Origin of the sequence: Curtobacterium sp. MCJR17_055 (assembly GCF_003224335.1) — a bacterium.
Classification (GTDB): domain Bacteria; phylum Actinomycetota; class Actinomycetes; order Actinomycetales; family Microbacteriaceae; genus Curtobacterium.
This window is the reverse complement of record NZ_QKLF01000006.1, coordinates 12,186-39,094: the sequence shown is the minus strand read 5'-3', so window position 1 is coordinate 39,094 and position 26,909 is coordinate 12,186. Positions and strand designations below refer to the sequence as shown.

The following is a 26,909-nucleotide window of genomic DNA, read 5'->3' as shown; positions in this document are numbered from 1 at the left end:
CTACCCCTCTCCCAGAACGACGGAGCGCGCGCCTGGCCGTTGAACGTTGATGCTCATCACCGCAGCGTTCTGCAACGCGCGGCAGATGAGGAGCGCTCCGGCCATGGTGATGCCGAAGGACCAGAGCCCCAAAACGATGGCGATGCCGGCGTGGAAGGCGATGCCGGCGCCGAGCACGAGCCGTGACCACCGCCCGCGCGTCCAGATCGCTCCGACGAGGCTGAGCTCGAACACGAGGACCGCGTACGTGGCCGTCACCATGATGAGCGGATGTTCGAGAACCGGAGCGAACGCAGCGAACATGTCTGGTGGGAGCCCGAACGTGGGCATCTGGAGCCAGTACCAGAACGCTGTCCCGTCGGACCATTGCGGCACAGCGAACTTCGCAATGGCAGCGATCGCGTAGACGATCGACAGCTGCAACCTGATCAACTCAGCGGCCCCGTACGCGAATGCGTTCTCGCGAAGCAAGTCGAAGTAGGGCGTCTGCGGGGAGTACGCACTTCCCCTCGGCGCACTCAGTAGCCACGGGATCAGAAGCATCGTCATGGCCGCATTGACCTGATCTCCACCCTCGACGAGCACGATGTTCTGCGACACGCTCCACGCCACGTAGAAGTGCGGGACGGCAAGGAGTCTGGGGGCGAAGCCGCTGATGACCCCGAGAAGCACTAACACTGCCGCGATCGTCGCCAGCTTCAGGCCGTTGGTAGTCACCTCGGAGACGCAGAACAGCCCGAACCGTCCGGCACCGACGCAACGTGATGCAGCCGCGTTCGGCAGGAACGTGAGGAACAACGACCGCTCATCGCTCAGCAACAGGGTCGAAAGACTCCCGACAGCCAGCACCGACCGCGAAACGCCGATCGGGTTCGCGCGTCGAAGACCAGCGGTCAGGTCATGCAGGGCATTGCGCATCGACGATCACCACCTTGGATGGCATCGCACTCACGCGCGTCCCGTACGCGAAGGGGATCGGCTCCCTCTTCCGGATGAGGACTGGTTCACAAACCGGCGGGGCAGCGAGCTCGAACTGATGTTGCACTCGTGGCGCCGCAAGCGCGCACCGCTGCACATCAGCATTCGCGGCGCAGGACGACGAGGCGTCCCCGGCTGCTTGCGAAAGGGCAGCTACTTCAGCATCAATCGCGCGGGCTCGCCTCGACAAACCCATTGCATCGGCGGTGGGGAGCGCGTCGACAACCGGCACCCACCTCCCGCCACGTTTGAGGTAGGCCAGATCAGCTGCCTCCGTAGGGTCCTTCGTGAAGAACGCCCAGCCCTGCGGGGATGACACTGCGACTGCCTTAACAGCTCGTGTCAGCCCGGCCGGGAAGTACCGTGCAGACGGAAGCGAGGAGAGCGCGACCGCGGTCACCAACAGCCCGAACACCGCAGCCGCGCTCTTCCCGTGCTTCATTCGCGACCGAGATCCGCAAGACGCGCCGAGATCAACTGCGCATCAGCATCGTTTTCGACCTGACGAGTGACCACCCACGTCACGAAGGCGACCGTCACCGCGACACCAACGTTGATCGCGACGGCGAGGTTACCGGCCAGCACGAGATTCACCGTCGCGCATAGCGCGCCGTTCTCGACGCGCGGCGTTCCCTTGACGTACGTCTCCTGGAACGTGCGCTGGAGGGTCTTGACGGCCTCGTGGACGCGGACCGGATCCCCGGACCGGAACGCAGCAAGCGCGGTGTCGGTCACCTCAGCGCGGTCGGATCGGAATACACGAACCACCTCCGTGGCAAGCTCGTCGAAGTTGTCCGGCAGCGGCGTCTCGTCGCCAATGTGAACGCCGAGCGCCGAGGCAACAGGACCGGCCCCGAACAACACGGCGGTCAGCACTTGATTATCGGAGTACTTGTACCTGGCCGGGAGCGCCACGGTCGCACCCGCGGCCGTGATCTGCTCGGCTGACGCCGCACCCGCTGACGTGATCACCCCGCTCGTCATGATCAGCGCCCCGCCAGTGAGGAGCGCGGCCGTCTTCATCGTCAACATGGATCCTCCTCAATCGCGACGCTTGTTGCGCCAACTGATCTTTCACCGGTCGGATATTGCATGTCAAGGGTGGCCGGTGCAAGCTACTCTCCATGAAGAGGTGGATCCGTATCCCTGCCGTCGTCATCGGCGCTGCAGCCACGGCCTACGGGTGCCTGTACCTGAGCCCGCTCCTGACCGGCTGGATCGGAGCAGCCACACTCTGGATGGCGACGACGCGCTGGAGCTCCGGCGAGCCGATCGAGTTTCCCGTCGGCACAGAGGTCGATCCCACGGACGTCCGGAGGTACCGCGAAGACCATCCCGGAGTCTCGATCGAGCGAGCAGCCGCTGCCGTCGCCAAAGCGTCAGCGGCTCAACCGAACGGGCACGATGAGACGCATCATTGAACAGCGAACGCCCAGCGGGCCGAAGCCCGCGGGGCGTCACGACGATTCGATCAGCATCATCCAGGCACGCAGAACAACACCATCACCGCGAACGTGCAGCGATGGCTTTTGCGCGGGCCGGGCACGCGAGGAAGACCTCGGGTTGACCCTCCCGTTCGACGGATGTGTCGGCAGCGCAATCCACCCGGAGCAACCCACTTGAGTTCGCTCGGGTGTGCGGAAGGGCTGCTGCGAACGGACACGACGTCATCGCGCCCTCGCATCACCAGCAGGTGCGCGTCACCCGCTTCACGCAGCGTCGTTACAGGTCTCGACGCGGTGCTCGTCATCCCGGGTTGTCGCGGCTCATCTTGTCGAAGTCGCCCGCTATGCACTGCGAGCTGCCGTCGATCGTGTACCCCCGAGGATCTGCTCGGAAGCCGGAAGAACTCACCGGACCACCCCTACCCCGGACTCCGAGGGTCGGGTCTACACCGCCGGTCTGGTACCGCTCGGTCGTGACCCCGAGCCCCGGACCGTCTCGGACCTCCCAATCGTAACCAACGACGTCGGCGGACCCCTCGACGAACGTGACGATGGACTGTTCCGCCTGCTCCGGGCTCTTCCCGAGCCCTGCGCTGCAGCCGGTGAGAACGACGACGGTGAACAGCGCCGCTCCTGTCGCCCGGAGGACGATCACGGCCTTCCGCCGATCGGGCTTCATGCGAGAGCTCCTTCCAGACCGCTGCGCTTCAGCAACGACTCCACGGTCATGTCGTGAAGCACTCGGGCCCTTCTCACGATCACTGACACAAGCGGGTCAGGCGTGGGGCGTTGACTACGCCAATGATCACCAAGAGCAAGATCCACGAGGTCGAGAACGCGACCGTCAGAGACCGCGACGGCGTATTGGCCGGCAAGGTCGCGCAGGTGTTCCCCTCCGACGAGGACGGCAGCGCTGCGTTCGTCAGCGTCTCGACAGGACTGCTCGGGGGTCACACCGTGCTTGTCCCGGTCGAGGACGCCACGTTCGACGGCTCGGACCTCCACGTTGGGTACGCGAAGAGTGCGATGAAGGGTGCGCCCTCCCCCGGAGCTGGAAACACCTTGTCCGCCGGAGAAGCGAACGCTGTCCGAAAGCACTACGGACTGTCCCCCATCGGCAGAGCGACCGGCGACATGGGCGATCCGCACGAGAATCTCGACCAGGCCGGTACCGGTCCTGCGGGCGCAGACGACACCGAGGGCGCGGGTACGACGCCACCGGCGTGAGCTGAGCCGAGCAGTCGTCGATCGACATCGTCTCTCTGGAGGCACGGCGCCGGTCCGCCCCTCGCTGCGCTTGCGGCGCTGCTCGCGATCACCTCCAGCCGGCCAATGGCATCATCGGCCGTCTTCATGCTCGGCAGCCCAGTCGTCGTGATCGGCGCCAGCCTCGGTGCCGAGTTCGTCGTCGAGAAACGGCGGGGCCGACGCACGCGCCGGCGATGACGTGAGACCGAGATGAAACACGGGTGCGGCAGCACGCGGCCGTGCAGCGATGCTCCACAGTGTCCGCACCGACGGTGTGCACCGGAAACGGGAATGCCCCACTGGCAGAAGCCAGCGGGGCATTCCCGTGAGACAGACCAGGATCAGAAGTCCCAGTCCTCGTCCTCCGTGTTCACGGCCTTCCCGATGACGTACGACGACCCCGATCCCGAGAAGAAGTCGTGGTTCTCATCCGCGTTCGGCGACAGCGCCGACAGGATCGCCGGGTTCACATCAGTGATGTTCTTCGGGAACATCGCCTCGTAGCCCAGGTTCATCAGCGCCTTGTTGGCGTTGTAGTGCAGGAACTTCTTGACGTCCTCGGTCAGCCCGACCTCGTCGTAGAGGTCCTGCGTGTACTGCGCCTCGTTGTCGTAGAGCTCGTAGAGCAGCGAGAACGTGTAGTCCTTGAGCTCGTCGCGCTCCTGCTGCGTGACGCGCTCCAGGCCCTTCTGGAACTTGTAGCCGATGTAGTACCCGTGCACGGCTTCATCGCGGATGATGAGTCGGATCAGGTCGGCGGTGTTCGTGAGCTTCGCGCGGCTGGACCAGTGCATCGGCAGGTAGAAGCCGGAGTAGAACAGGAACGACTCGAGCAGCGTCGACGCGATCTTGCGCTTCAGCGGGTTGTCGCCCTGGTAGTAGTCCATCACGATGGACGCCTTCTTCTGCAGGTTGGGGTTCTCCTCGGACCAGCGGAAGGCCTCGTCGATCTCCGGCGTCGACGCGAGGGTCGAGAAGATCGACGAGTACGACTTCGCGTGCACCGACTCCATGAACGCGATGTTCGTGTAGACGGCTTCCTCGTGCGGGGTGATCGCGTCGGGGATGAGCGAGACGGCGCCGACGGTGCCCTGGATGGTGTCCAGGAGCGTCAGACCGGTGAACACACGCATGGTCAGCTTCTGCTCGGCCGGCGTGAGCGTGTTCCACGACTGGACGTCGTTCGACAGCGGCACCTTCTCGGGCAGCCAGAAGTTGTTGACGAGACGGTTCCAGACCTCGACGTCCTTGTCGTCCTGGATTCGGTTCCAGTTGATTGCCTGGACCCGATCGATGAGCTTGAGCTTCTCGACCAACGTGTGTTCCTCGTTCAGCAGTAGATGGTGACCAGTGATGCGGACTGGAAGCGCGGTGCGGGATGGCACCGCGCCTCCAGTCCGGTGGGCAGTCGCGTCAGCGACCGGCCGCTACAGCATGCAGCTGACGCAGCCCTCGACCTCGGTGCCCTCGAGCGCGAGCTGGCGGAGACGGATGTAGTAGATCGTCTTGATGCCCTTGCGCCATGCGTAGATCTGCGCCTTGTTGATGTCGCGCGTGGTGGCGGTGTCCTTGAAGAACAGCGTCAGCGACAGGCCCTGGTCGACGTGCTGGGTGGCAGCGGCGTACGTGTCGATGATCTTCTCCGGGCCGATCTCGTACGCGTCCTGGTAGTAGTCCAGGTTGTCGTTCGTCATGAACGGCGCCGGGTAGTAGACGCGGCCGAGCTTGCCTTCCTTGCGGATCTCGATCTTCGACGCGATCGGGTGAATCGACGACGTCGAGTGGTTGATGTACGAGATCGAACCGGTCGGCGGGACGGCCTGCAGGTTCTGGTTGTAGATGCCGTGCTGCTGGATGGACGCCTTCAGCGCCTTCCAGTCGTCCTGCGTCGGGATGGTGATGTTCGCGTTGTCGAACAGCGACGCGACGCGCGGAGTGGCCGGCGTCCAGACCTGGTCGGTGTACTTGTCGAAGAACTCACCCGACGCGTACTTCGAGTCGCGGAAGCCGTCGAAGGTCTCCCCGGTCTCGATCGCGATGTTGTTCGAGGCACGCAGGGCGTGGAACAGCACCGTGTAGAAGTAGATGTTCGTGAAGTCGATGCCCTCTTCGGAGCCGTAGTACACGCGCTCACGAGCGAGGTAGCCGTGCAGGTTCATCTGGCCGAGGCCGATGGCGTGCGACTTGTCGTTGCCGTCCTCGACCGAGCGGACCGACGAGATGTGCGACATCTGCGACACCGAGGTCAGGCCGCGGATCGCGGTCTCGATGGTCTTGCCGAAGTCCGGCGAGTCCATCGTCAGCGCGATGTTCAGCGACCCGAGGTTGCAGGAGATGTCCTTACCGATCTCCTTGTAGGACAGGTCCTCGTTGAAGGTGGTCGGGGTGTTGACCTGCAGGATCTCCGAGCACAGGTTGGACATGTTGATCCGACCCTTGATCGGGTTGGCCTTGTTCACCGTGTCCTCGAACACGATGTACGGGTAGCCCGACTCGAACTGGATCTCGGCGATGGTCGTGAAGAAGTCACGCGCCTTGATCTTCGTCTTCTTGATGCGCGAGTCGTCGACCATCGCGCGGTAGTTCTCGGAGATCGGGACGTCACCGAACGGAACGCCGTAGACCTTCTCGACGTCGTACGGCGAGAACAGGTACATGTCCTCGTTGTTCTTCGCGAGCTCGAACGTGATGTCCGGCACGACGACACCGAGCGACAGCGTCTTGATGCGGATCTTCTCGTCCGCGTTCTCGCGCTTGGTGTCGAGGAACTTCATGATGTCCGGGTGGTGCGCCGACAGGTACACGGCACCGGCACCCTGACGCGCGCCGAGCTGGTTCGCGTAGGAGAACGAGTCTTCCAGCAGCTTCATCACGGGGATGATGCCCGAGGACTGGTTCTCGATCTGCTTGATCGGGGCGCCGGCCTCGCGGATGTTCGACAGGAGCAGGGCCACGCCGCCGCCGCGCTTCGAGAGCTGGAGCGAGGAGTTGATGCCGCGCGAGATCGACTCCATGTTGTCCTCGATGCGGAGGAGGAAGCAGGAGACGAGCTCGCCGCGCTGGGCCTTCGCGGTGTTGAGGAACGTCGGGGTGGCGGGCTGGAAGCGGCCGGCGATGATCTCCTCGACGAGGTCGATCGCGAGCTGCTCATTGCCCTGCGCCAGGCCGAGCGCGGTCATCACGACACGGTCCTCAAAGCGCTCGAGGTAGCGCTTGCCGTCGAACGTCTTGAGCGTGTAGCTCGTGTAGTACTTGAACGCGCCGAGGAACGTCTGGAACCGGAACTTCTTCGAGTACGCCAGGTCGTTGAGCTTCTGGATGAACTCGAGCGAGTACTGGTCGATCGTCGCCTGCTCGTAGTACTCGTTCTCGACCAGGTAGTCCAGCCGCTCCTTCAGGTTGTGGAAGAAGACGGTGTTCTGGTTGACGTGCTGCAGGAAGAACTGCTTGGCCGCCTCACGATCCTTGTCGAACTGGATGTTCCCGTCCGCGTCGTAGAGGTTGAGCATCGCGTTGAGGGAGTGGTAGTCCATCCCCGTCTGCGGCGACGTCAGATCGACGTCTGCAACTGCTGCGTCCAAAATGCTTCCAATCCTGAGTTGACCGCCGACACGTCGTCAGGGGTCCCGAAGAGTTCGAATCTGTAGAGAACGGGCACGTGGCACTTCTGTGCGATCACGTCGCCCGCGAGACCGTAGGCCTCGCCGAAGTTCGTGTTGCCGGCGGCGATCACGCCCCGGATCAGTGCCCGGTTGTGTTCGTCGTTGAGGAACTTGATGACCTGCTTGGGGACCGCTCCGTGGCCGTTGCCGCCGCCGTAGGTGGGCAGGACGAGCACGTACGGGCCGTCCGCGTGGAGGAACGGCTCGCTCGGGAGGAGCGGGATCCGGTCGGCGTCCTGGCCGAGCTTCTCCACGAACCGAGCGGTGTTGCCCGAGACACTCGAGAAGTAGACGAGGCGGCTCATGGTGCGCTCCCTGGCGAGGTGCGGACTGCGGACCGGAGGGGTGTGGCGGGGGCGGGACGAGCCTCCAGGCTGTCTGCCCGCCACCGGGCGACGCGGGCCGGACGGCCCGCGCGGCGTCAGGCCAGTTCGGCGCTGAGGGTGGCGATCTTGTCGGGGCGGAAGCCCGACCAGTGGTCGTCGTCGGTCACGACGACGGGGGCCTGCATGTAGCCGAGGCTCTTGACGTGCTCGAGTGCGGCTTCGTCCGTGGAGACGTCGTGCACCTCGTACTGGATGCCCTTGTTGTCGAGGGCGCGGTACGTCGCAGTGCACTGGACGCAGGACGGCTTGGTGTACACGGTGACGGCCATGATCTCCCCTGGTTCTGGGCCCGGTGGGGGCCCGACGTTCTGGTGCTGTGTTGTGGACGACGCTACTACATGTAGTGCCCGATGGCCGGTTGGACCACTAGAGGAAGTGTTACACCCCTGTAGTTCTCCACAACGCCCTCCACAGACTGTGGATTCCCGCGAGGCCCGGTTTTCCGCCACTCTCGCACCCGCCACCGACACTTCCCACACCCCGTTGAGGGGCCCTCTCCACGGGTGTGGAAACCGTCGGACGCACCTGCCGCTCGGCGTGTCTGAGAACGCTGCGCGGACAGCCACCGATCGTCCTTCCCCCGGACAGGGGACACGGTCCTCCACAGCCCCTGCGGGGCGGTCCGTCCGGTCCGTACACTCGTCACGTGAGCGCGTACGGGTCCCTGTTGAAGACGCCCGGTGTCGGCCGGGTCATCGCCGCGCAGCTGACCGCTCGCTTCCCGTTCGGCATGCTGTCGCTGGCCTACCTGCTGCACGTCGAGCACATCTTCCACTCCTACGGAGCCGCCGGACTCGTGCTCGCGACCACCAGCGTCGGACAGGCCCTCGCCGGGCCGCTGACGAGCCGGTGGATGGGCAGCTGGGGCATGCGCCCCGTCCTGGTCCTCACGAGCATCGTGGCGTTCGTCACCATGGGCGTCATCGCCTTCTTCGTGATGCCGCTCTGGGCCTACGTGGTCATCGGGTTCGTCGGCGGCCTGGCCGTCCCGCCCGTGCAGCCCGCGGTGCGCACCATCTACCCGAAGATGGTGACGTCGAAGCAGCTCACGCCGCTCTTCTCCCTCGACGCCAGCGCGCAGGAGCTCATCTGGGTCGCCGGCCCGGTCATCACGACGTTCGTCGCGACGCAGATCGGCACGGTCGAGGCGATCGTCGTCGCGATGGCGTTCCTGCTCGTCGGCGGCGCGTGGTTCATCGCCTCCCCCGAGCTCGGCCGCGTCCGGATCCCCCGCTCGAAGCGCGCCTTCGGTGTCGTCATGAAGCGTCCGTCGGTCGTCGTGGCGACCCTGACCGGTCTGCTCCTGATCGGGGCGTGCGCCGCGGTCGAGGCCAGCGTCACGAGCGTCTTCGGCGAGGGCAGCCCGAACGCCGGCATCGTCCTCGCGGTCTTCGCCATCGGGTCGCTCATCGGCGGCCTCGCGCTCGGCCACCGCCCGATCTCGAAGAACACGCTCTGGCTGCGGATGACGATCGTCTTCGTCGGCCTGGTCCTCGCCGTGGGCAACCCGACGTTCTGGTGGCTCTGCATCGCCCTCGTCATCGCCGGCGCCGGCATCGCGCCGGCCCTCGCGGTCATGTTCGGGTCGGTGTCGGCGACGGTCAAGTTCTCGGACACGGCCGAGGCGTACGGCTGGATGGGCACCGGTCAGCTCATCGGTGCCGCCGGTGGGTCCGCGGTCGCGGGCTTCCTCATCGACAGCAACGGCCCGAGCGGCGGGCTCATGGTCGGTGCGGTGATGGCCGCGGCCGGCGTCGTGCTGCCGCTGGCGATGCGGAGCTGGCTGCCCGACCTCCGCGGTCGCGACGTCAGCCCCATCCCGGACACCGAGCCGGTCACGATCCCCAGCTGACCTCGGTGGCGGTGCCTCTGCACAGCGCCGCTCGAGATGCCGGCCCGGGAGGCCCGGGGCGGCAGGATGGGGGCATGGTCACCACGATCCCCCTCCGCGACGGCCGGAGCATCCCCGCCGTCGGCTTCGGCGTCTACAAGGTCGACGACGCGGAGGCCGAGACGGCCGTCGGCCTGGCGCTCGACGCCGGGTACCGCCACGTCGACACCGCCGAGATGTACGGGAACGAGCGCGGCGTCGGGAAGGCGATCGGGGCCTCCCGGCTCGACCGCGACGACGTGTTCGTGACCACCAAGGTCTGGAACGACCACCAGGGGCGCGACGCGACCCTGCGCGCCTTCGACGCCAGCCTCGACCGACTGGGACTCGACGCCGTCGACCTGTACCTCATCCACTGGCCCGCCGCGGCGAACGACCGCTACGTCGAGACCTGGCGCACACTCGTCGAACTGCGCGAGTCCGGCCGGGCGCGGAGCGTGGGGGTGTCGAACTTCCAGGTCCCCCACCTCGAGCGGGTCATCGCCGAGACCGGCGAGGTGCCGGCACTCAACCAGGTCGAGCGGCACCCGTGGTTGCCACAGCGCGAGCTCATCGCCTTCCACGCGCAGCACGGCATCGTCACCGGGGCGTGGTCGCCTCTCGGCCGTGGACGCCTCATCGAGGACCCGGTCCTCACCGGGATCGCCGCCGCGCACGGGGTGAGCGTCGCCCAGGTGCTCGTGCGGTGGAACGTGCAGCAGGGCGTCGTCGTCCTGCCGAAGTCGGTCACGCCGGCGCGCATCCGGTCGAACCTCGACGTCGACGGGTTCGTGCTGGGCGACGACGAACTCGCCGCGATCGCCGGCCTCGAGTCCGGGCAGCGGACGGGCTCCCACCCGGACTCGGTGTCCTGAGGGACGGACCCGGGTCCTGACGGGCCGGCTCACATCCTGACGGACCGGCCGATGGTCAGCCCTGGCGGTCCTCCTCGGACTGCCACGGCAGGTTGAGGTCGCCCGGCTCCGGCTCGACGTCACCGGCGTCGTCGGCGCCACCGGTCCCCGGAGCAGCGACGACCCGCGAGGGGTCGATGCCGTCCTCGCGCAGGTCGTCGTCGTCACGCTGCTCGGTCTGGGACGCGTCCATCTCCCGCTCACTCGAGGGGCTGTACGAGGTGTCGGCGGCCCGCTGCTCGCTGCCGCTGACACCGTCGACGTCGTCGCTGTGCGCGGCCGAGGTCAGGGCGTCCGAGCGGTCCCGGTCGTCGGAGTGCTCGGGGCCTGCGATGTCGTTGCTCATGGTGGTTCCTCCCGTTTCCCCGAACGGTAGGCGGCGGAGGGTGGCCGACTCCCAGGGCGTCGGCCCGATCGGGGCACAACGGCGCCGTGCCCGCGTCGGTACCGTCGAAGGGTGATCGATCCTCGTGCCCTTGCTTCCGACGAGCTCCACCCCGGCGAGCGCCTGCTGTGGGTGGGGCAGAGCGACCCTGCCCGCCTGTTCGGCGGGCGCGACGCCTTCCTCGTGCCGTTCAGCCTCCTGTGGGGTGGCTTCGCGATCTCCTGGGAGGTCGGCGTCCTGATCAGTGGAGCGCCGTGGTTCTTCGCCCTGTTCGGCAGCGTCTTCGTCCTCATCGGGCTGCATCTGATCGTGGGCCGGTTCTTCGTGAAGCGCCACCGGAAGCGCACGGAGGCCTTCGCCGTGACGGACAGGCGGGCCTTCATCACGAACGGCCGGAGCAGTCGCGAGACCGATGTCCGACGGATGGACCGGAGCATCACCTGGACGCGCGGTCGTACCCACTGCTCCGTCGAATGGGGCGGATCGGGCGGCGGCCTGTTCTCCGGTGGCGGCGTGCAGCACGTGTACGCGAACACCGGGATGGACGGCTTGTTCGGCCCCCGTCCGATGGCGTTCTTCGACGTCGCCGACGGCACGGCCATGGTGCAGGCGCTCGATGACGCAGCAGGGCGCTGAGGGCGGAAGCGACGCCCTCGTCGCCGCACTCCGCCAGGTGAGCGGCCGCTGACCCGCGGTCCGGTCGCGCCCCGCCGCGGACGACCCGCCCCGTCGCGACAGGGCGCGATGAGCGCAGCTGGGCGCGACCCCGGCACCGTCCCCCGCCGACGGCCGGGAGGCACACCCCGCCCGACAGGTCCGTTACGCTCGTCGGGCACTCGCCACCACTAGAGAGGTCCCACCGTGACGATCGTCGCCGCCGCAGACGGCTCAGCCCTCGGCAACCCCGGCCCGGCCGGCTGGGCCTGGTACGTGGACGACGACCGGTGGGCAGCCGGCGGATGGCCCCGCGGGACGAACAACCAGGGCGAACTGACCGCGGTCCTGCAGCTGCTCCGTGCGACCAAGGACACCGGCGAACCCCTGCACATCCTCTGCGACAGCCAGTACGCCATCAAGGCCTGCACCGAGTGGCTCGCCGGGTGGAAGCGGAAGGGCTGGCGGAAGGCCGACGGCAAGCCCGTGCTGAACGTCGAGATCATCAAGGAGCTCGACGCCGAGCTCCAGGGCCGCAAGGTCACCTTCGAGTGGGTCCGCGGACACATGGGCCACGAGATGAACGAGGCCGCCGACGTCCGGGCCCGGGGAGCCGCGACCGCGTACCAGAACCGCACCGAGGTGCCGACGGGGCCGGGCTGGCCGGGCGTCGACGTCCCGGAGCCGGAAGCGCTGCCCGAGGCCGTCCCGCCCGCGACGCTCTTCTGAGCCGAGCACGCAGCCGCACACACCACCCGGGCACACGACGAGGGCGGGACCGATCGGTCCCGCCCTCGTCGTTCGCGCTTGCGGTGTCAGTAGGTGCCGTCGCGGCGGTCCTGCCGCGTGATCTGCTCACCGGAGGTCGGGTCGACCCCGGAACGGGTCGTGGTGGTGGTCCGACGCCCGCCGAAGCCGACCGCCAGGCTGATGATGAGCAGGATGATCCCCGCTGCGATGAGGATGTAGCCGATGAGCTTCAGGTCGATGCCCGCGACCTGGAAGTCGACCGCGAACGCGACGATTGCGCCGATCACGATCAGGGCGATGCTGGAGCCGATACGCATGGGCGTTCCTTCCGTGGGAACCCCGACCGTACCGGACGGTGTCCGCTCGTGTTCCGCCCTCGGTCGATCCGCACTCGGTCGATCCGCCCTCGGTCGATCCCCCCTCAGTCGACGTCGACCTCGGCCCACCCGTCGAACCGGCCGATCTCGGTGACCCGGACGACGGCCTCCCCCGCCTCGTCGGACGCGTCGAGGTCGATCGTGGCGGAGAAGCCGAAGTCCTTGTCGCCCTCCGGGTCGGCGAAGATCTGCCGTGCGCGCCAGGTCCGGCCTTCCTCGGCGAGGACGAGGTACTGCATGGACCGGGCCTCGGCGTCGATGCCGACGGTGTCGTGCTCGTCGTAGTACTCCTCGAGCACGGTGTCCCACGCGGACCGGTCGAACCCCTGCTGCGCGTCGAGTTCACCGAGCCCGTCGATGTCGTCGCGAGCGGCGAGCAGCACCCGCTGGAACAGGGCGTTGCGCACGAGGACGCGGAAGGCGCGGACGTTGCCGGTGAGGCGGGCGGGCTGCGGCGGGGCGATCTCCTCGTGTTCGGCCTCGGCGAGCGCGATGTCCCCGTTCAGCAGGGCCTCCCACTCGTCGACGAGCGAGGAGTCGACCTGGCGCACGAGTTCGCCGAGCCACTCGATGACGTCGTCGAGCTCCTGCGTCCGGTGCTCGTCGGCGATGGTCTGCCGCATGGTCCGGTACGCGTCCGACAGGTACCGGAGGACGAGCCCTTCGGACCGGGTGAGCTGGTAGTACCGCACGTAGTCACCGAAGGTCATCGCCCGCTCGTACATGTCACGGACCACGGACTTCGGCGAGAGGGTGAAGTCGAGCACCCAGGGCTGCTCGTCCGCGTAGCTCTCGTACGCGGCAGTGAGGAGTTCGTCGAGCGGCTTCGGCCAGGTCACTTCTTCGAGCAGCTCCATGCGCTCCTCGTACTCGATGCCCTCCTGCTTCATCCGGGCGACCGCTTCCCCGCGCTCCTTGAACTGCTGCTGCGACAGGATCGCGCGCGGGTCGTCGAGGGTCGCCTCGACGATGGAGACCATGTCGAGCGCGAAGGTCGGGGAGTCGGGGTCGAGCAGCTCGAAGGCGGCGAGTGCGAAGGGCGACAGCGGCTGGTTCAGCGCGAAGTTCGCCTGCAGGTCGACGGTGAGGCGGTAGCGCCCGTCGACCTTCTCGATCACCCGCGCGTTGATCAGGGTCCGGGCGATGGTGAGCGCCCGCCTGGCCATCGCGAGCTGACGCGCTCGGGGTTCGTGGTTGTCGAACACCAGGGAGCGGACGTCCTGGAACGCGTCTCCCCCGCGCGCGACGACGGAGAGCACCATGGCGTGTGTGATGCGCATACGCGACACCATCGGCTCGGGCTCGGCGGCGATCAGGCGCTCGAAGGACGCCTGGCCCCAGGACACGAAGCCCTCGGGCGCCTTCTTCCGCTTGATCTTGTTCTTCTTCTTCGGGTCGTCCCCGGCCTTGGCGACGGCCCGCGCGTTCTCGATGTCGTGCTCGGGGGCCTCCGCCACGACGTCGCCCTCGGTGTCGTAGCCGGCGCGACCGGCACGGCCGGCGATCTGGTGGAACTCGCGCGCGGAGAGCTGCCGCATCTTCGTGCCGTCGAACTTCGTCAGCCCGGTGAAGAGCACCGCTCGGATGGGGACGTTGATGCCGACGCCCAGGGTGTCGGTCCCGCAGATCACGGGCAGGAGCCCGCGTTGCGCGAGCTGTTCGACGAGCCGCCGGTACTTCGGCAGCATGCCAGCGTGGTGCACCCCGATGCCGGCACGGATGAGCCGGGACAGCGTCTGCCCGAACCCGGCGCTGAAGCGGAAGCCGGCGATGGCCTCCGCGATCTCGTCGCGGCGCTCCCGGCTGGCGACCTTGGCGGACATGAGCGACTGCGCCCGTTCGAGCGCCGCTGCCTGGGCGAAGTGGACGATGTAGACCGGCGCCTTGCGCTCTTCGAGCAGGCGCTCCACCGTCTCCTGCACCGGCGTCATGACGTACTCGTACGCGAGCGGGACTGGCCGCGAGACGCCGGTCACCCGCGCGGTGGCGCGGCCGGTCCGTCGGGAGAGGTCGTCCGCGATCGTGGTGACGTCGCCGAGGGTCGCCGACATGAGCAGGAACTGCGCCCGCTCGAGCACGAGCAGCGGCACCTGCCACGCCCACCCGCGGTCGGCGTCGCCGTAGAAGTGGAACTCGTCCATCACGACGACGTCGACGTCGGCGTCGGGGCCCTGGCGGAGCGCGAGGTTCGCGAGGATCTCTGCGGTGCAGCAGACGATCGGGGCGTCCGCGTTGACGGCCGAGTCGCCCGTGACCATGCCGACGTTCTGCGCGCCGAACAGGTCGACGAGCTGGAAGAACTTCTCCGAGACGAGCGCCTTGATCGGTGCCGTGTAGTAGCTCCGCTTGCCCTCGGCGAGCGCGGCGAAGTGCGCGCCGGCCGCGACGAGCGACTTGCCGGTGCCGGTCGGGGTGCTCAGGACGACGTTGGCGCCGGAGACGAGTTCGATGAGCGCTTCGTCCTGCGCCGGGTAGAGCGGGCGACCGCCGGAAGCGGCCCACTCCGCGAAGGCCAGGTAGACGGCGTCGGGATCGACGACACCGCCCTCTGCCGCCGGCAGTGCGGCGACGAGCGGAGGGACGGTGGTGACATCGGTCATGTCCCCATCCTCCCAGCACCACGCGTCACCGGTCCCGGGAGGCCCGGATCCGTGGACAGGTCCCGCACCTTCCACAGATCCATACGCCCGCATAGACTGCCTCCGTGCGCGAACTCGGCTTCCTCTCCTTCGTCCCGAACCACGGTGGCACCCCCGGCGCCGCGAGCGCGCTCGAGGACGGCCTCCGGCTGTTCGAGGCCGCCGAGGCGCTCGGCTACGGCACCGGATGGGTGCGCGGCCGCCACTTCGAGCCCTTCCTGACGAGCCCGATGACCTTCTTCGCCGCCGCCGCCCAGCGGACGAGCACGATCGGCTTCGGCACCGCCGTCCTCGGGATGCGGTACGAGGACCCGGTCCGGCTCGCCGAGGACGCCAGCACGGTCGACCTGCTCAGCGGCGGTCGGGTGCAACTCGGCATCAGCACCGGGATCGCCGGCTACGGCCCGATCCTCGACCCCGTGTTCGGCACCTCCGAGCGCTCGTTCCGCGACGAGGCCGAGGCCCGTGCCGCCCGCCTGCTCGAGGTCCTGCGCGGCGACGCCCTCGGTTCCGCCGGAACGGGCTACGAGTCCATCCCCGCCGGCGCCGAACTCACCCTGCAGCCGCAGAGCCCCGACCTGCTCGACCGGGTCTGGTGGGGCGGCGGCAGCATGGGCACCGCGGTGAAGACGGCCGAGAAGGGCCTGCTGCTGCACTGCTCGACGCTGAACACCGAGGACACCGGCGCCCCGTTCGCCGAGGCCCAGGCCGACCAGATCGCCGCGTACCGCTCCCGGTTCGCGGAACTGCACCCCGAGCGCACGCCGAAGGTCGCCGTCGGGCGGATCATCGTCCCGCTCCTCGACGACTCCGACCGCGCTGTGCACGAGGAGTTCCTCACCGGGTACGCGTCCGGCATGGACGACGAGGGCCGGCCGCTCTCCGGCCCGCCGTTCCGCTTCAGCCGCGTGCTCTCCGGCGAACCGGCCGCCATCGTCGACGCGCTGCTCGCGGACCCGGCGGTGGCGGCGACCGACGAACTCGTCGTGACCCTCCCGGCCAACGGGGACCGCGCCTCCCACGAGCGGATCCTGCGGATCGTCGCCGAGGAGATCGCACCGGCGGTGCGCACGGTCTGAACCGGCGGAGCGGACAGACGTCCGGCGGGGCCCACGGTGTGGTGAGTACCGAGGGTCCTCCCGCCGCACGACCATCCCGTCCCTGATCCACACGGGATGGTGTACCCATCGTTCCACCACCTGGGTGGTTTGTCACACAGGTCGCCACACGAGGATGCGCCCCCGCACGGGGTGCGGGGGCGCATCGGGACGCATCCGGCCCGGCGGGGCGCCGACGACCGGATCAGGAGGCCGTGGCGCACGCTCGACGGACCGTCGGTGATGCGCGCGTCGCCGGTAACCAGCCGGCTGACGCATCACCGATCGTACTTGCCCGCCGTTGCCCGGTGCGGAAACCGGACGGGTCGAGCGGGCAACGTGTTCACGCCAGTTCGACCGACACCCGTCCGGCCTCGTCGACCACGGACGCGCCGACGTGCAGGGTGAACCACCCGTGCTCGTACGCCCAGTTCCCGTCGCGCCCGCCGTCCCAGTGCGCGAACGCGCGGGCCGGGACCTCGATCGCGACCTCGGTCGACGCACCCGCGTCGAGCCGCACCGGGGCGAAGCCGACGAGCCACCGCACCGGCCGGTCCACCGAGGACCCCGCACGCGACGCGTAGACCTGCACGACGTGTTTGCCCGCGCGGTCCCCGGTGTTCGCGACGGTCGCGGTCACGATGACGGCGTCGCCCTCGGTGACCGTCGGGGTCGCCGCGACGCCGCCGATCGACCACGTGGTGTAGCCGAGCCCGTGCCCGAACGGGTAGGCCGGCTCGGTGCCGGCACGGAGCCATGCGCGGTACCCGATGTGCACGCCCTCGTCGTAGGAGACCGCGCCGTCGACCGGGGTGACGTCGAGCACCGGGACGTCGGACATCACGGCCGGCCACGTGGTCGGGAGCCGGCCGCCCGGCTCCCGCGCACCGGTGAGCACGTCGGCGAGCGCGTTCCCGTACTCCTGGCCGCCGAACCAGCTGAGCAGGACCGCGGCGACCTCGTCCCGCCACGGCATCTCGACGGGCGAGCCGGCGTTCACGACGACGACCGTGGCCGGGTTGGCCGCGGCGACCGCACGGACCAGGTCGTCCTGGTGCCCGGGCAGTGCGAGGGACGTCCGGTCGTGGCCCTCCGACTCGACCCGGCTGTTCGTCCCGACGACCACGACGGCGACGTCGGCCCGCGACGCGGCGGACACGGCCGCGGCGACCAGGTCGGCCGGGTCGTCGTCCGAGGGCTCGGTGCCGAACTGGTAGGCGAGGACCCCGCCGAGCGTCTCGTCCTGCACGACGTCGTGTTCGATGCGGATCGCGAGCCGCTGCCCGGCCGTCACCGGGACGGGCACCGAGCGCGCCGGCGGGTCGAGGAACGCGGCGCCGAGCTGGTCGCCCGCGAACGGCACGTCCTCGTCGAGCAGGAGGGCGCCGTCGACCCACATCCGGGATGGTCCCGCGGCACCGATCCCGATCCGCACGGTGCCGTCCTGCTGCGCCGTGTAGGTGGTCGTGATGTCCAGCCGGTCGGCCTCGCGGGTGGGAGCGTCCCCGCCGAACCAGAACAGCGCGGTGGCGCGACGGTCCTCCGTGTACAGCTCCGCCCCGTCACGCACGAAGGCGACCCGCGCACCGGGCTCCCCGGTGACCGGGTTCGTGATGGTGTCGAGGGGGAACTCGGCGATGCCCTCCTGGACGACGGCACCGATCGCGTACTCGACCGACGCGGCCGGGAACGCGGCACGGATGCCGTCGAGCGGGGAGACGACCGACTCCGGCACGACCGTGGCGGAACCGCCGCCCTGCGTCCGGGCCTGGTCGGCGTTGTGCCCGATGACCGCGATGCGGGACACCGCGGCGGGGTCCAGGGGCAGGACCCCGGTGTTGCGGGCGAGGACCGTGCCCTCGGCCTCGGCCTCGCGCGCGAAGGCGACGCCGTCCTCGACCGAGGGAACCCGTGCCGGCGCGGCGCCAGCGGCAGCAGCACCGGCCGCCCCCGCGGCGTCCACCCCGGACAGCGCCCCCACCCGGGCGGCGAGCAGCAGGATCCGGCGCACCTTCCGGTCGATCGCCGCCATCGGCACCGCCCCGGACTCGACCGCGGCCAGCAGCGGCCCCTCGCTCCACCACGGGTTCGGCCCGGGCATGGCGAGGTCCTGCGACGCCGTCGCCGCCTGGACGGAGCGGACCCCGGTCCAGTCGGACACGACGACGCCGTCGAAGCCCCACTCGGCGTTGAGCGGCGTCTCGAGGAGGTCGTTCTCCGATGCGGTCACGCCGTTGACGGCGTTGTAGGACGACATGACGGCCCACGCGTGTGCGTCGGTCACGGCCTTCTCGAACGCCAGCAGGTACAGCTCGCGCAGGGCACGCTCGGACACCTCGGTGGACGCGGTGAAGCGGTCGGTCTCGTAGTCGTTCGCGATGTAGTGCTTCGGGGTCGCCGCGACGCCGTGCTCCTGCACGCCGGCGACGTAGGAGGCCGCCAGGTCGCCGGTGAGCACCGGGTCCTCGCTGAACGCCTCGAAGTGGCGACCGCCGAGCGGTGAGCGGTGCAGGTTGATCGTCGGACCGAGGACGACGTCGACGCCCTTGCGACGGGCCTCCACGGCGGCCGCGCCACCGTAGCGCTGCGCGATCGCACGGTCCCACGACGCGCTCAGCGCGGTCGCGGACGGCAGGTTGAGCGACGGCTCCCGCTCGTCCCAGACCTCACCGCGCACGCCGGACGGCCCGTCGGACATGAGCACGCGACGGAGCCCGATCTCCTCGATCGGCCAGGTGGTCCAGAAGTCCCGGCCGGTGAGCAGCTGCACCTTCTGCTCGGTGGAGAGCCGGTCGAGGAGCGCGTCCATGTGCTCGCCGAGCGGATCGGTGTCCGCGGGGGTCGGGGCTGCGGGGGTCGCGGTCACGGGGGTCGTTCCTTCCGTCGGAGACGTACCGCCGAGCGCCGTCGTCGGCAGTGTCCTCACGCTAGCACCAATCCCTACCTCTATTCGGTTTCTGCTCGGGCCAGCGGGCGGTACTCTCTCGCCATGGCACGACGGGGTTCGTACGCGAAGGGCATCGCCAAGCGCGAGGAGATCCTGTCCGTCGCGCTCGAGCTCGTCGCCACGCAGGGGTTCCGACGCACGAGCATCAAGGACATCGCCGACGCCGTGGGCCTCACGCAGGCCGGGCTCCTGCACTACTTCGACTCGAAGGACGAGCTCTGGGTCGCGATCCTCCGCCGCCGTGACGACCTGGACAACGCCGCACAGTGGGACGCCCCGGACTTCGCCGCACTCCTCGCCGCGGTCGTCCGGCACAACGCCGAGGTCCCGGGCCTCGTGCAGATGTTCGTCAACCTGTCGGCAGCGGCGGCGACCGACCCGGACCACCCCGCGCACGCCTACTTCCGCGAGCGCTACGAGACCACGCGCGCCCGCATGACGGACGACTTCCGCCGGATGCAGCAGGACGGCCGGCTCCGCACCGACCTCGACCCGGAGGAACTGGCCAGCGTCCTGCTCGCCACCTCGGACGGCATGCAGATCCAGTGGTTGTACGACCCGACCCGGGACATGGCCGAGCACGTCGAGCTCGTCACCCGCCTCGCGATGGCGCAGGTCACGACCGGCTCCTGACGTCCGGCCAGGAGGCCCGCCCCGCGCCCCGGCACAGGCACCGCCCGTCCCTGGTCGCGTCCACCACCCGCGGTGCAGGATGGACGCGACCCGACCCGGGGTCTCGACGACGAGGTGGAGTGACGCGATGACGCGTGTAGTGGTGACCGGTGGCAGCGGCAAGCTCGGACGGGCGGTCGTCCGCGACCTCGACGAACACGGCTACGACGTCGTGCTGATCGACCGGGTGCCCTCGCCGGACAAGCCCGAGCGCGTGCAGTTCGTCCGCACCGACCTGACCGACTACGGCCAGGTCCTCAACACCCTGATCGGCGTCGACGACCGCTACGACTCGGTCGACGCCGTCGTGCACCTCGGTGCGGTGCCGGCGCCGGGCCAGGTGCCGGACGTCGCACTCATCACGAACAACGTGACCGCGTCCATCAACGTGTTCCACGCTGCCCGCGCAGCCCGCATCCGCAACGTCGTGTGGGCCTCCAGTGAGACGCTCCTGGGGATCCCGATGGGCGAGCACCACCCGCCCTACCTGCCGGTCGACGAGGAGTTCGCGGTGCGGCCGCAGTCCTCGTACTCGCTCGGCAAGGCCGTCGAGGAGGAAATGGCGCGTCACTTCACCCGCTGGGACCCGCAGCTGAAGATGATCGGGCTGCGCTTCTCGAACGTGATGGACGAGACGGACTACCCGGCGTTCCCGTGGGACGCGACCCCGGAGGCGAAGACCTTCAACCTGTGGTCGTACATCGACTCCCGTGACGGCGCCCAGGCGGTGCGCAAGGCCGTCGAGAGTGAGCTGACCGGCTTCGAGGCGTTCATCATCGCCAGCCCGGACACGGTCATGGACACCCCGACGCTCGAGCTCGTCGAGCAGTACCTGCCGGACATCGAGCGCCGGGCGGACATCGACGGCGTCAGCTCACTGTTGTCCTCCGACAAGGCCCGCGAGCTCCTCGGCTACGCCCCGGAGCACACCTGGCGCCGCTGACCGCCGGGGTCAGGCGGGGAGCAGCAGGCCGTCGAGCACCAGGTCCCGGAGGCGCGGCACGAGGTCGGCGCTGAGCGCCGCCTCGTCCACGCCGGTGAGCTGGGCGATCGCCCCGACGATCTGGCCGACGGCCAGCTCCCCGTCGGCCGCACCGACGAACGCGGCCAGGGCGGTGTCGGCGTCGACCCGGCGGCCGAACCCGCCGCCCTGCACGAGCGCCATCACCGTGGGGTCGTCGTTGCCCGGCCAGTAGTGACGCTCCTCGGTGACGTCCCCGGCGACACGGAGGTGTGCGTCCGCGAAGGCCCGGTCGTCGTGGGCGGCGAGCCAGCTGACGGCGTCGAGGGCCCGTGCCACGGTCGCGCCGAGGCCCGCCGGGTTCGAGCCGAGCACCTGCGGGAGTCGTTCGAAGCGCCGGAGCGGTGCCGGGCTGCTCCCCCGGGGACCGGACGGCGAGCGGACCACGACGTAGCCGAAACCGACCCCGGTGACGTGCCGGTCGCGGAAGTCGTCGAGCCAGGCGTTCACCAGGTCGTCGAACTCCGGCGAGCCGGGCTTCGTGCCGCCGTCGCGGATCCAGGTCTCGGCGTAGGCGGGCGGGTCCTCGCGCTCGCGTTCGACCACCCACACGTCCAGGTCGGTGTCCGCGAACCAGGACGCGACGCGGTCGAGGCCGTCCGTGCCCCAGCGGTGCTCCCAGTTGCCGAGCAACTGCGCCGTCCCGCCGGGCTCGAGGTGGTCTGCGAGACCCCGGAGCACGGTCTCGACCAGGGCGTCACCGACCATCCCGCCGTCGCGGTACTCGTAGGCGGGGACGCCCTCGCGGCGGGGCGTGATGACGAACGGCGGGTTCGAGACGATCCGGTCGAACCGCTCCCCCGCGACCGGCTCGAACAGGGAGCCGAGGCGGAAGTCGATGCCGTCGACGCCGTTGAGGAGGGCGTTGAACCGGGCGATGGCGAGCGCCCGTGACGAGATGTCGGTGGCGACGACCTCGTCCGCGAAGCGGCGGGCGTGCATGGCCTGGACGCCGCACCCGGTGCCGAGGTCGAGCACGCGGCGGACGGGCACGGGCAGCTGCAGGCCGCTCAGCGTCGTGGTGGCCCCGCCGATGCCGAGGACGTGCTCCTCGCTGATCGCGTGCCCGAGAGCGAGTTCGCCGAGGTCGGACGCGATCCACCAGCTGCCGGCGCCGAGGTCGTCCACGAAGGCGTACGGCCGGAGGTCCAGGGCGGGCGCGACACGGTCCGCATCGGTCCGGAGCACCCCGGCGCTCACGAGCGTGTCCACGCCGGTGGTCGGGAACCCGCGGTCGGCGTCGGCGCGCGACACCGGCAGTCCGAGCACGAACAGCGTCGCGACGGTCGACAGCGGGGTGGTCGGACGCGCCGCGAGTGCGCGGAGGGCCGCGACCCGGGTGCCGCGGTGCAGCGCTGCAGCGGCTTCGGTCCCCCAGAGCGCGTCGACGCCCTCCACCGTGTAGCCGGCCGCGGTCAGGTCCGCGGCGAGCGCCGACGTCACGCGGGGGTCGGCGACGACGGCGGGCAGCCGGTGCTGGGCGGTCCCCTCGCTCACGCGGCGGCCTCGGCGCGCACGAGCCCGGCCGGGACCTGCCAGTCGAGCACGAGGTCGAGCAGGCCGGGGAAGCGCTGCTGGACGTCTTCGGTACGGACGCGGCTGACGCGGGTCAGGCCCTCGAGGTGCTGCTCGAGGAGCCCGGCTTCGCGGAGGACCCGGAAGTGGTGCGTCAGGGTGGACTTCGGGCGGTCGATGCCGACCCATCCGCAGGAGCGCTCCCCGCCGGCCGCGTCGACGAGGTACCGGTGCAGGATCGACAGCCGGATCGGGTCGGACAGGGCGTCCATCACCACGGGCAGGTCCATCTCGGCCGGCGACGGCTGGGGCAGCCGTTCGGGGGCATCGTCGCGCTCGGGCATGGACGGGACGCTACCACCGTTCCCCTCCCTGTACGACTTGCGTCGTACAGCCACGATGCGGTACCAATGCGGTACCACCCGGTACGACTCCGTCCGTACTGGTCCATCACGACGGGAGGGACACCATGCAGTCCACACGCTCGGTCGCCGGGTTCTGGATCATCGCCGCCATGCTGCTCGTGGCGTTGGCGTCGTCGGCGGTCCCCTCCCCGATCTACCCCGTCTACGCGGCCGAGTGGCACCTGACGCCGCTCATGCTCACCGCCGTGTTCGCCGTCTACGTCGCCGGGCTGCTGGTGAGCCTGCTCGTCGCCGGCCGGCTGTCCGACCACGTCGGCCGGAAGCCCGTGCTCGTCGCCGGCGGGATCGGCCTCACCGTCTCGCTCGGGCTCTTCGTGGTCGCCGACGGCTTCGGTGCCCTCGTCCTCGACCGCGTCGTGCAGGGCGTGTCCGTCGGCCTGCTCATCGGTGCCCTCGGTGCCGCGCTCATCGACAACTCCCTCGAGCGGCACCCCGCCCTCGCCGGTGTGCTGAACGGGGCCGTCCCGCCGATCGCGCTCGCCACCGGCGCCCTGTCGAGCGGCGCCCTGGTCGAGTGGGGTCCGGCACCCGAGCAGTTCGTCTACCTGCTCTTCGGCGCGCTCCTCGTGCTCATGCTCGTCGCGCTGGCCGTCGTCCCCGAGCGGGTCACCCGCCGGCCGGGAGCCCTGCGGTCCCTCCGCCCGACGATCGCCGTACCGCGGTCCTCGCGCCGGCTGTTCCGGGGCGTCGCCGGTTCGCTCATCGCGAGCTGGGCCCTGGGCGGGCTCTTCCTGTCCCTCGTCCCCTCGGCGCTCGGCGCGGTCTTCGGCATCGACAACCACTTCGCCGCCGGAGCCCTCATCGCCGTCGTCACCGGGGTCGGCGCGGCCACCGGCATCACCACGCAGTGGCTCGACGCCCGCGTCGGCGTGCTCATCGGTCTCGTCGCGCTCGTCCTCGGACCCGTCGTCACGATCGGGTTCGTGTTCGCCCAGTCCCTGCCGGGCCTCGTCGTCGGCAGCGCGATCGCCGGCGTCGGCTTCGGAGCCGGCTTCCAGGCGCCGCTGCGGATGCTGCTCGCGACCGCCGCGCCGACCCACCGTGCGGGACTGCTCTCCACCATCTACGTCGTCAGCTACCTGGCGTTCGGCGTGCCCGCCGTCATCGGTGGGCTGCTCGAGCCGACGGTCGGCCTCGTGCCGGTGCTCGCCGGCTACGGCGCGTTCATCGTCGTCGCCGCGGGAATCGCCCTCGTGCTGCAGCTCACGTCGAAGGACACCGTCGCGGTGGAGGAGTCGGCCGCCGAGGCCGTCGAGCGGACGGCGACGGGCACGGTCCGCACGGTCTGACGCGGGCGGCGCGTCGCGACGGGCTCGCTAGAGACCGGGTCGCGCGGTCCGACCGCGGGGGCGCGGGACGCCGACGTTCCGGTGCGCCTCGGCATGGGCCGCGTCGACGTCCGCCTTGCCCTTGTCCGCCGCGTCCCGCATCCGCTTCGACGGGGCGTGGTGCTTCGCCCAGTCCCAGAACCGGTGCAGCTTCGCCCGCAGCCAGGTGATGATCCGGTGGAAGAAGTGGAACTCGCTCGCCAGGACCGTCAGGCCGATGAAGACGACCAGCCACCCGGGACCGGGCAACGGCACCAGGGCGAGCCCGACCACGACGATGAGCCCGCCGACGATCCCGACCAGGACCTTGTAGAAGAGGTGCACGTGCGGCCGGGCGTGGATCCAGGTCCGCAGGTCTCGGAACCACTGGAAGCGCTGACGACCGCCGTCGGCCTGCTCGGTACGGCCGGACGCAGCGCGGTCCGCGTCGGGTCCGCCCACGTCGGGGCCGGCACTCCGGGGAGGCTCAGTCGGGTCGCCGTGCATGTCCGCACGCTAGGGCGCGCGGCTGGGAAACCGCGGCGCATCGGGTCCGCACCAGGTGGGTGTCGGGAGCCGACGCGGCGGACGTCGTCCGGGCCTCCAGGCCGGCCGGGAGGCCCGTCACGCGTGCGCGACGCAGGTCGCCGCCCACGGGACCGCGGCCAGGCGAGCCTCCGGGATGGGCTCCCCGCCGACCGCGCAGCGCCCGTACGTCCCCGCGTCGAGACGGCCGAGGGCCGCGTCGACCTGCTCGATGCGGCGTCGGGCGTCGTCACGCACCGCGCCGAGGGACCCGCGCTCCCAGGCCAGGGTCGCCCCCTCCGGGTCGTGCTCGTCGTCGGTGTTCGCGCCGTCCCGGGCGTCGCTGACGTCCCGCATGCTGCGTTCGACGTCGGCGAGGAGCTTCGTCGCCCGGACGCGTTCCCCGTCCAGGGCAGCGCGCGGGTCGAGGTCCATGGGGACGACCGTAGTCCGGCGGAATGGGCCGCGGCACGGATGCGTTCGCATGGGCATGACGAAGATCGGGTTCCTGTCCTTCGGGCACTGGCGCGACGTCCCCGGGTCGAAGGTCCGCAGTGGCCGTGAGGCCCTCGTGCAGGCGATCGACCTCGCCGTGGCCGCCGAGGAGGCCGGCGTCGACGGCGCGTACTTCCGCGTGCACCACTTCGCACCGCAGCAGGCCGCACCATTCCCGCTGCTCTCCGCGATCGCCGCCAAGACCAGCCGGATCGAGATCGGCACCGGCGTGATCGACATGCGCTACGAGAACCCGCTGTACATGGCGGAGGAGGCCGCGGCGACGGACCTCATCTCCGGCGGCCGACTCCAGCTCGGCGTGAGCCGGGGGTCACCCGAGACCGCACTCGCCGGCTACCGCTCGTTCGGCTACGTGCCCGAGTCGGGCGACGAGAACGGCGCCGACCTGGCCCGCGACCACACCGCGGTGTTCCGGCGTGCGATCGCCGGCGAACCGATGGCGAACGCGAACCCGCAGATGACCGGCTCCGTCGGGTCCCTCGCGGTCACGCCGCAGTCCGACAGCCTGTCCGAGCGCATCTGGTGGGGTGCCGGCACCCGGGCCACTGCCGAGTGGACCGCCGAGCAGGGCATGAACCTCATGTCCTCGACCCTGCTCACCGAGGACACCGGCGTGCCGTTCGACGAACTGCAGGCGGAGCAGATCGAGCGCTTCCGGTCGACCTGGGCCGACATGGGCTGGAAGCGCCAGCCCCGGGTGAGCGTCAGCCGGAGCATCATCCCGATCATCGACGACGAGTCGCGCCACTACTTCGGCGTCCGTGCGCAGGTCGAGGGGCAGGACCAGGTCGGGCACCTCGACGGGGGCCTCGCCCGGTTCGGCCGCTCGTACATCGGCGAGCCGGAACAACTCGTCGCGGAGCTCGCGGCGGACCGTGCCGTCCGCGAGGCAGACACCGTCCTCGTCACCGTCCCGAACCAGCTCGGGGTGGACTTCAACGCGCGGTTGCTCGCCGCCGTGAAGGACGTCTTCACCGAGGTCGACGCGGCGCCGGCAGCGGTCTGACGGGCCGGTCCCCCCTTCTGCCGACACCCGGTCTGGGGCTGCGGTGCGGGATCGTGGCGGGTAGCGTCGAACCGCACTGACGACACCCCTCAGACCCCAGGAGTTCCCGTGACGCTGCCGGCCGCCGGCTGGTTCCCGGACCCGCGCGACACCGCTCGACTGCGGTGGTGGGACGGGCACGCCTGGGGCGAGACCACCCGGGTGCTCCCCCGCGTCGTCCCGGAGCCGGCGCTGCAGGCGCTCGCGGTGTCGAGCGGTCCGGCATTCTCGGTCGATGCCTCGGGTCGCCCGGCCGACGTGCAGTCCTGGGCCTACGGCAGCACCGAGCGGCGGTTCTGCGTCTTCGCGGTCCTCGCCGTGCTGTCCGCCGTCGTGTCCCTCGTGCTGAACCCGTGGGGCGTGTGCAGCCTCCTCGCCGTGGTGACCGGCGTCGTCGCACTCGTGCGCCCCGGCGCGACCGGAGCATGGCGGGTCGTCGGGCAGAGCGTCGGTACCTCGGCGCTCGTGCTCGCCGTCGCGACGGGCGTCGTCGCGCTGAACACCCACCTGCACCTGTTCTGACGCCACCGC

28 protein-coding genes are annotated in these 26,909 nt (G+C 69.8%); 12 read left to right on the top strand and 16 right to left on the bottom strand.

From position 1 onward, the window contains the following. The 3 genes from DEJ16_RS13850 to DEJ16_RS13845 are packed head-to-tail and all read right to left on the bottom strand — an operon-like array spanning position 1 to position 2,010. Complete coding sequence (locus DEJ16_RS13850; protein ID WP_146232892.1) at positions 1-918, bottom strand: hypothetical protein; 918 nt, start codon at positions 916-918, stop codon at positions 1-3. Continuing rightward, positions 899-1,420, bottom strand: coding sequence for a hypothetical protein (locus DEJ16_RS16140; RefSeq protein WP_181419613.1), 522 nt, complete (start codon positions 1,418-1,420; stop codon positions 899-901). Before DEJ16_RS16140 ends, DEJ16_RS13850 begins: the two co-directional genes overlap by 20 nt. After that, positions 1,417-2,010: a hypothetical protein gene (locus DEJ16_RS13845; protein WP_110825852.1), complete on the bottom strand. Its 594-nt coding sequence runs from the start codon at positions 2,008-2,010 to the stop codon at positions 1,417-1,419. The genes DEJ16_RS16140 and DEJ16_RS13845 overlap by 4 nt, the downstream gene beginning before the upstream one ends. 92 nt (positions 2,011-2,102) lie before the next feature. Here DEJ16_RS13845 and DEJ16_RS15580 point away from each other — a divergent pair, with 92 nt between their 5' ends. Beyond that, on the top strand, positions 2,103-2,399 hold the full coding sequence (locus DEJ16_RS15580; protein ID WP_146232891.1) for a hypothetical protein: 297 nt from the start codon (positions 2,103-2,105) through the stop codon (positions 2,397-2,399). A 325-nt stretch (positions 2,400-2,724) separates the two neighbouring features. Here the strand turns inward: DEJ16_RS15580 and DEJ16_RS13840 are convergent, their stop codons facing one another. Then, on the bottom strand, positions 2,725-3,102 hold the full coding sequence (locus tag DEJ16_RS13840) for a hypothetical protein (RefSeq protein ID WP_110825851.1): 378 nt from the start codon (positions 3,100-3,102) through the stop codon (positions 2,725-2,727). 122 nt (positions 3,103-3,224) lie between these two features. On the opposite strand from DEJ16_RS13840, the gene DEJ16_RS13835 reads away from it, so the two are divergent. After that, complete coding sequence (locus DEJ16_RS13835) at positions 3,225-3,650, top strand: PRC-barrel domain-containing protein (RefSeq protein ID WP_110825850.1); 426 nt, start codon at positions 3,225-3,227, stop codon at positions 3,648-3,650. Positions 3,651-4,012: 362 nt separating this feature from the next. Here the strand turns inward: DEJ16_RS13835 and nrdF are convergent, their stop codons facing one another. From nrdF to nrdH, 4 genes are all read right to left on the bottom strand, one after another. Further along, positions 4,013-4,987, bottom strand: coding sequence for a class 1b ribonucleoside-diphosphate reductase subunit beta (gene nrdF, locus DEJ16_RS13830; RefSeq protein ID WP_110825849.1), 975 nt, complete (start codon positions 4,985-4,987; stop codon positions 4,013-4,015). A gap of 111 nt (positions 4,988-5,098) precedes the next feature. Next, positions 5,099-7,204, bottom strand: coding sequence for a class 1b ribonucleoside-diphosphate reductase subunit alpha (nrdE, locus tag DEJ16_RS13825; protein ID WP_110825848.1), 2,106 nt, complete (start codon positions 7,202-7,204; stop codon positions 5,099-5,101). Positions 7,205-7,221: 17 nt separating this feature from the next. Continuing rightward, on the bottom strand, positions 7,222-7,638 hold the full coding sequence (nrdI, locus tag DEJ16_RS13820) for a class Ib ribonucleoside-diphosphate reductase assembly flavoprotein NrdI (RefSeq protein WP_110825847.1): 417 nt from the start codon (positions 7,636-7,638) through the stop codon (positions 7,222-7,224). Between the two features lie 116 nt (positions 7,639-7,754). After that, positions 7,755-7,988 carry a glutaredoxin-like protein NrdH gene (gene nrdH, locus DEJ16_RS13815; protein WP_058769310.1) on the bottom strand — a complete coding sequence of 78 codons (234 nt, stop codon included), beginning with the start codon at positions 7,986-7,988 and terminating at the stop codon, positions 7,755-7,757. Between the two features lie 377 nt (positions 7,989-8,365). Here nrdH and DEJ16_RS13810 point away from each other — a divergent pair, with 377 nt between their 5' ends. Both DEJ16_RS13810 and DEJ16_RS13805 read left to right on the top strand, forming a co-directional pair. Beyond that, a complete protein-coding gene (locus tag DEJ16_RS13810; RefSeq protein ID WP_110825846.1) occupies positions 8,366-9,571 on the top strand; it encodes an MFS transporter in 1,206 nt (401 codons plus the stop codon). A gap of 74 nt (positions 9,572-9,645) precedes the next feature. Beyond that, positions 9,646-10,464, top strand: coding sequence for an aldo/keto reductase (locus DEJ16_RS13805; RefSeq protein ID WP_110825845.1), 819 nt, complete (start codon positions 9,646-9,648; stop codon positions 10,462-10,464). 55 nt (positions 10,465-10,519) lie between these two features. Here DEJ16_RS13805 and DEJ16_RS13800 read toward each other — a convergent pair whose 3' ends face one another. Next, complete coding sequence (locus DEJ16_RS13800; RefSeq protein ID WP_110825844.1) at positions 10,520-10,849, bottom strand: hypothetical protein; 330 nt, start codon at positions 10,847-10,849, stop codon at positions 10,520-10,522. Between the two features lie 111 nt (positions 10,850-10,960). Between DEJ16_RS13800 and DEJ16_RS13795 the strand changes: the two genes are divergently transcribed. Then, complete coding sequence (locus DEJ16_RS13795) at positions 10,961-11,524, top strand: hypothetical protein (protein ID WP_146232890.1); 564 nt, start codon at positions 10,961-10,963, stop codon at positions 11,522-11,524. 225 nt (positions 11,525-11,749) lie between these two features. Continuing rightward, positions 11,750-12,271 (top strand): ribonuclease H, encoded by a 522-nt coding sequence (locus DEJ16_RS13790; RefSeq protein ID WP_110825842.1) that lies wholly within the window; start codon positions 11,750-11,752, stop codon positions 12,269-12,271. An 86-nt stretch (positions 12,272-12,357) separates the two neighbouring features. Here the strand turns inward: DEJ16_RS13790 and DEJ16_RS13785 are convergent, their stop codons facing one another. Next, a complete protein-coding gene (locus DEJ16_RS13785; RefSeq protein WP_110825841.1) occupies positions 12,358-12,609 on the bottom strand; it encodes a DUF6458 family protein in 252 nt (83 codons plus the stop codon). Between the two features lie 104 nt (positions 12,610-12,713). Beyond that, entirely contained in the window at positions 12,714-15,269 is a 2,556-nt protein-coding gene (locus DEJ16_RS13780; protein WP_110825840.1) for an RNA helicase, read from the bottom strand. A gap of 104 nt (positions 15,270-15,373) precedes the next feature. On the opposite strand from DEJ16_RS13780, the gene DEJ16_RS13775 reads away from it, so the two are divergent. Further along, positions 15,374-16,387 (top strand): LLM class flavin-dependent oxidoreductase, encoded by a 1,014-nt coding sequence (locus DEJ16_RS13775; protein WP_110825839.1) that lies wholly within the window; start codon positions 15,374-15,376, stop codon positions 16,385-16,387. Between the two features lie 361 nt (positions 16,388-16,748). Here DEJ16_RS13775 and DEJ16_RS13770 read toward each other — a convergent pair whose 3' ends face one another. Continuing rightward, positions 16,749-19,214: a glycoside hydrolase family 3 protein gene (locus tag DEJ16_RS13770; protein WP_110826032.1), complete on the bottom strand. Its 2,466-nt coding sequence runs from the start codon at positions 19,212-19,214 to the stop codon at positions 16,749-16,751. 180 nt (positions 19,215-19,394) lie between these two features. On the opposite strand from DEJ16_RS13770, the gene DEJ16_RS13765 reads away from it, so the two are divergent. Continuing rightward, a complete protein-coding gene (locus DEJ16_RS13765) occupies positions 19,395-19,985 on the top strand; it encodes a TetR/AcrR family transcriptional regulator (RefSeq protein ID WP_110825838.1) in 591 nt (196 codons plus the stop codon). 127 nt (positions 19,986-20,112) lie between these two features. After that, positions 20,113-20,967, top strand: a complete 855-nt coding sequence (locus DEJ16_RS13760; protein WP_181419612.1) for an NAD(P)-dependent oxidoreductase — start codon at positions 20,113-20,115, stop codon at positions 20,965-20,967. A 9-nt stretch (positions 20,968-20,976) separates the two neighbouring features. On the opposite strand, the gene DEJ16_RS13755 is transcribed toward DEJ16_RS13760, so the two are convergent. Both DEJ16_RS13755 and DEJ16_RS13750 read right to left on the bottom strand, forming a co-directional pair. After that, positions 20,977-22,542 (bottom strand): class I SAM-dependent methyltransferase, encoded by a 1,566-nt coding sequence (locus tag DEJ16_RS13755; protein WP_258365995.1) that lies wholly within the window; start codon positions 22,540-22,542, stop codon positions 20,977-20,979. Further along, the gene (locus tag DEJ16_RS13750) at positions 22,539-22,904 is read right to left on the bottom strand and encodes a helix-turn-helix transcriptional regulator (RefSeq protein ID WP_110825836.1); all 366 of its coding nucleotides are present in this window, start codon (positions 22,902-22,904) and stop codon (positions 22,539-22,541) included. Before DEJ16_RS13750 ends, DEJ16_RS13755 begins: the two co-directional genes overlap by 4 nt. Positions 22,905-23,029: 125 nt before the next feature. Between DEJ16_RS13750 and DEJ16_RS13745 the strand changes: the two genes are divergently transcribed. Next, complete coding sequence (locus DEJ16_RS13745; protein WP_110825835.1) at positions 23,030-24,274, top strand: MFS transporter; 1,245 nt, start codon at positions 23,030-23,032, stop codon at positions 24,272-24,274. A gap of 27 nt (positions 24,275-24,301) precedes the next feature. On the opposite strand, the gene DEJ16_RS13740 is transcribed toward DEJ16_RS13745, so the two are convergent. Both DEJ16_RS13740 and DEJ16_RS13735 read right to left on the bottom strand, forming a co-directional pair. Further along, a complete protein-coding gene (locus DEJ16_RS13740) occupies positions 24,302-24,799 on the bottom strand; it encodes a TIGR02611 family protein (protein WP_110825834.1) in 498 nt (165 codons plus the stop codon). A gap of 117 nt (positions 24,800-24,916) precedes the next feature. Continuing rightward, positions 24,917-25,252: a TraR/DksA C4-type zinc finger protein gene (locus DEJ16_RS13735; protein ID WP_110825833.1), complete on the bottom strand. Its 336-nt coding sequence runs from the start codon at positions 25,250-25,252 to the stop codon at positions 24,917-24,919. A gap of 49 nt (positions 25,253-25,301) precedes the next feature. Between DEJ16_RS13735 and DEJ16_RS13730 the strand changes: the two genes are divergently transcribed. Both DEJ16_RS13730 and DEJ16_RS13725 read left to right on the top strand, forming a co-directional pair. Then, complete coding sequence (locus DEJ16_RS13730; protein ID WP_110825832.1) at positions 25,302-26,339, top strand: LLM class flavin-dependent oxidoreductase; 1,038 nt, start codon at positions 25,302-25,304, stop codon at positions 26,337-26,339. 108 nt (positions 26,340-26,447) lie between these two features. Beyond that, complete coding sequence (locus DEJ16_RS13725) at positions 26,448-26,900, top strand: DUF2510 domain-containing protein (RefSeq protein ID WP_110825831.1); 453 nt, start codon at positions 26,448-26,450, stop codon at positions 26,898-26,900. The last annotated feature ends 9 nt before the right edge of the window (positions 26,901-26,909 follow it).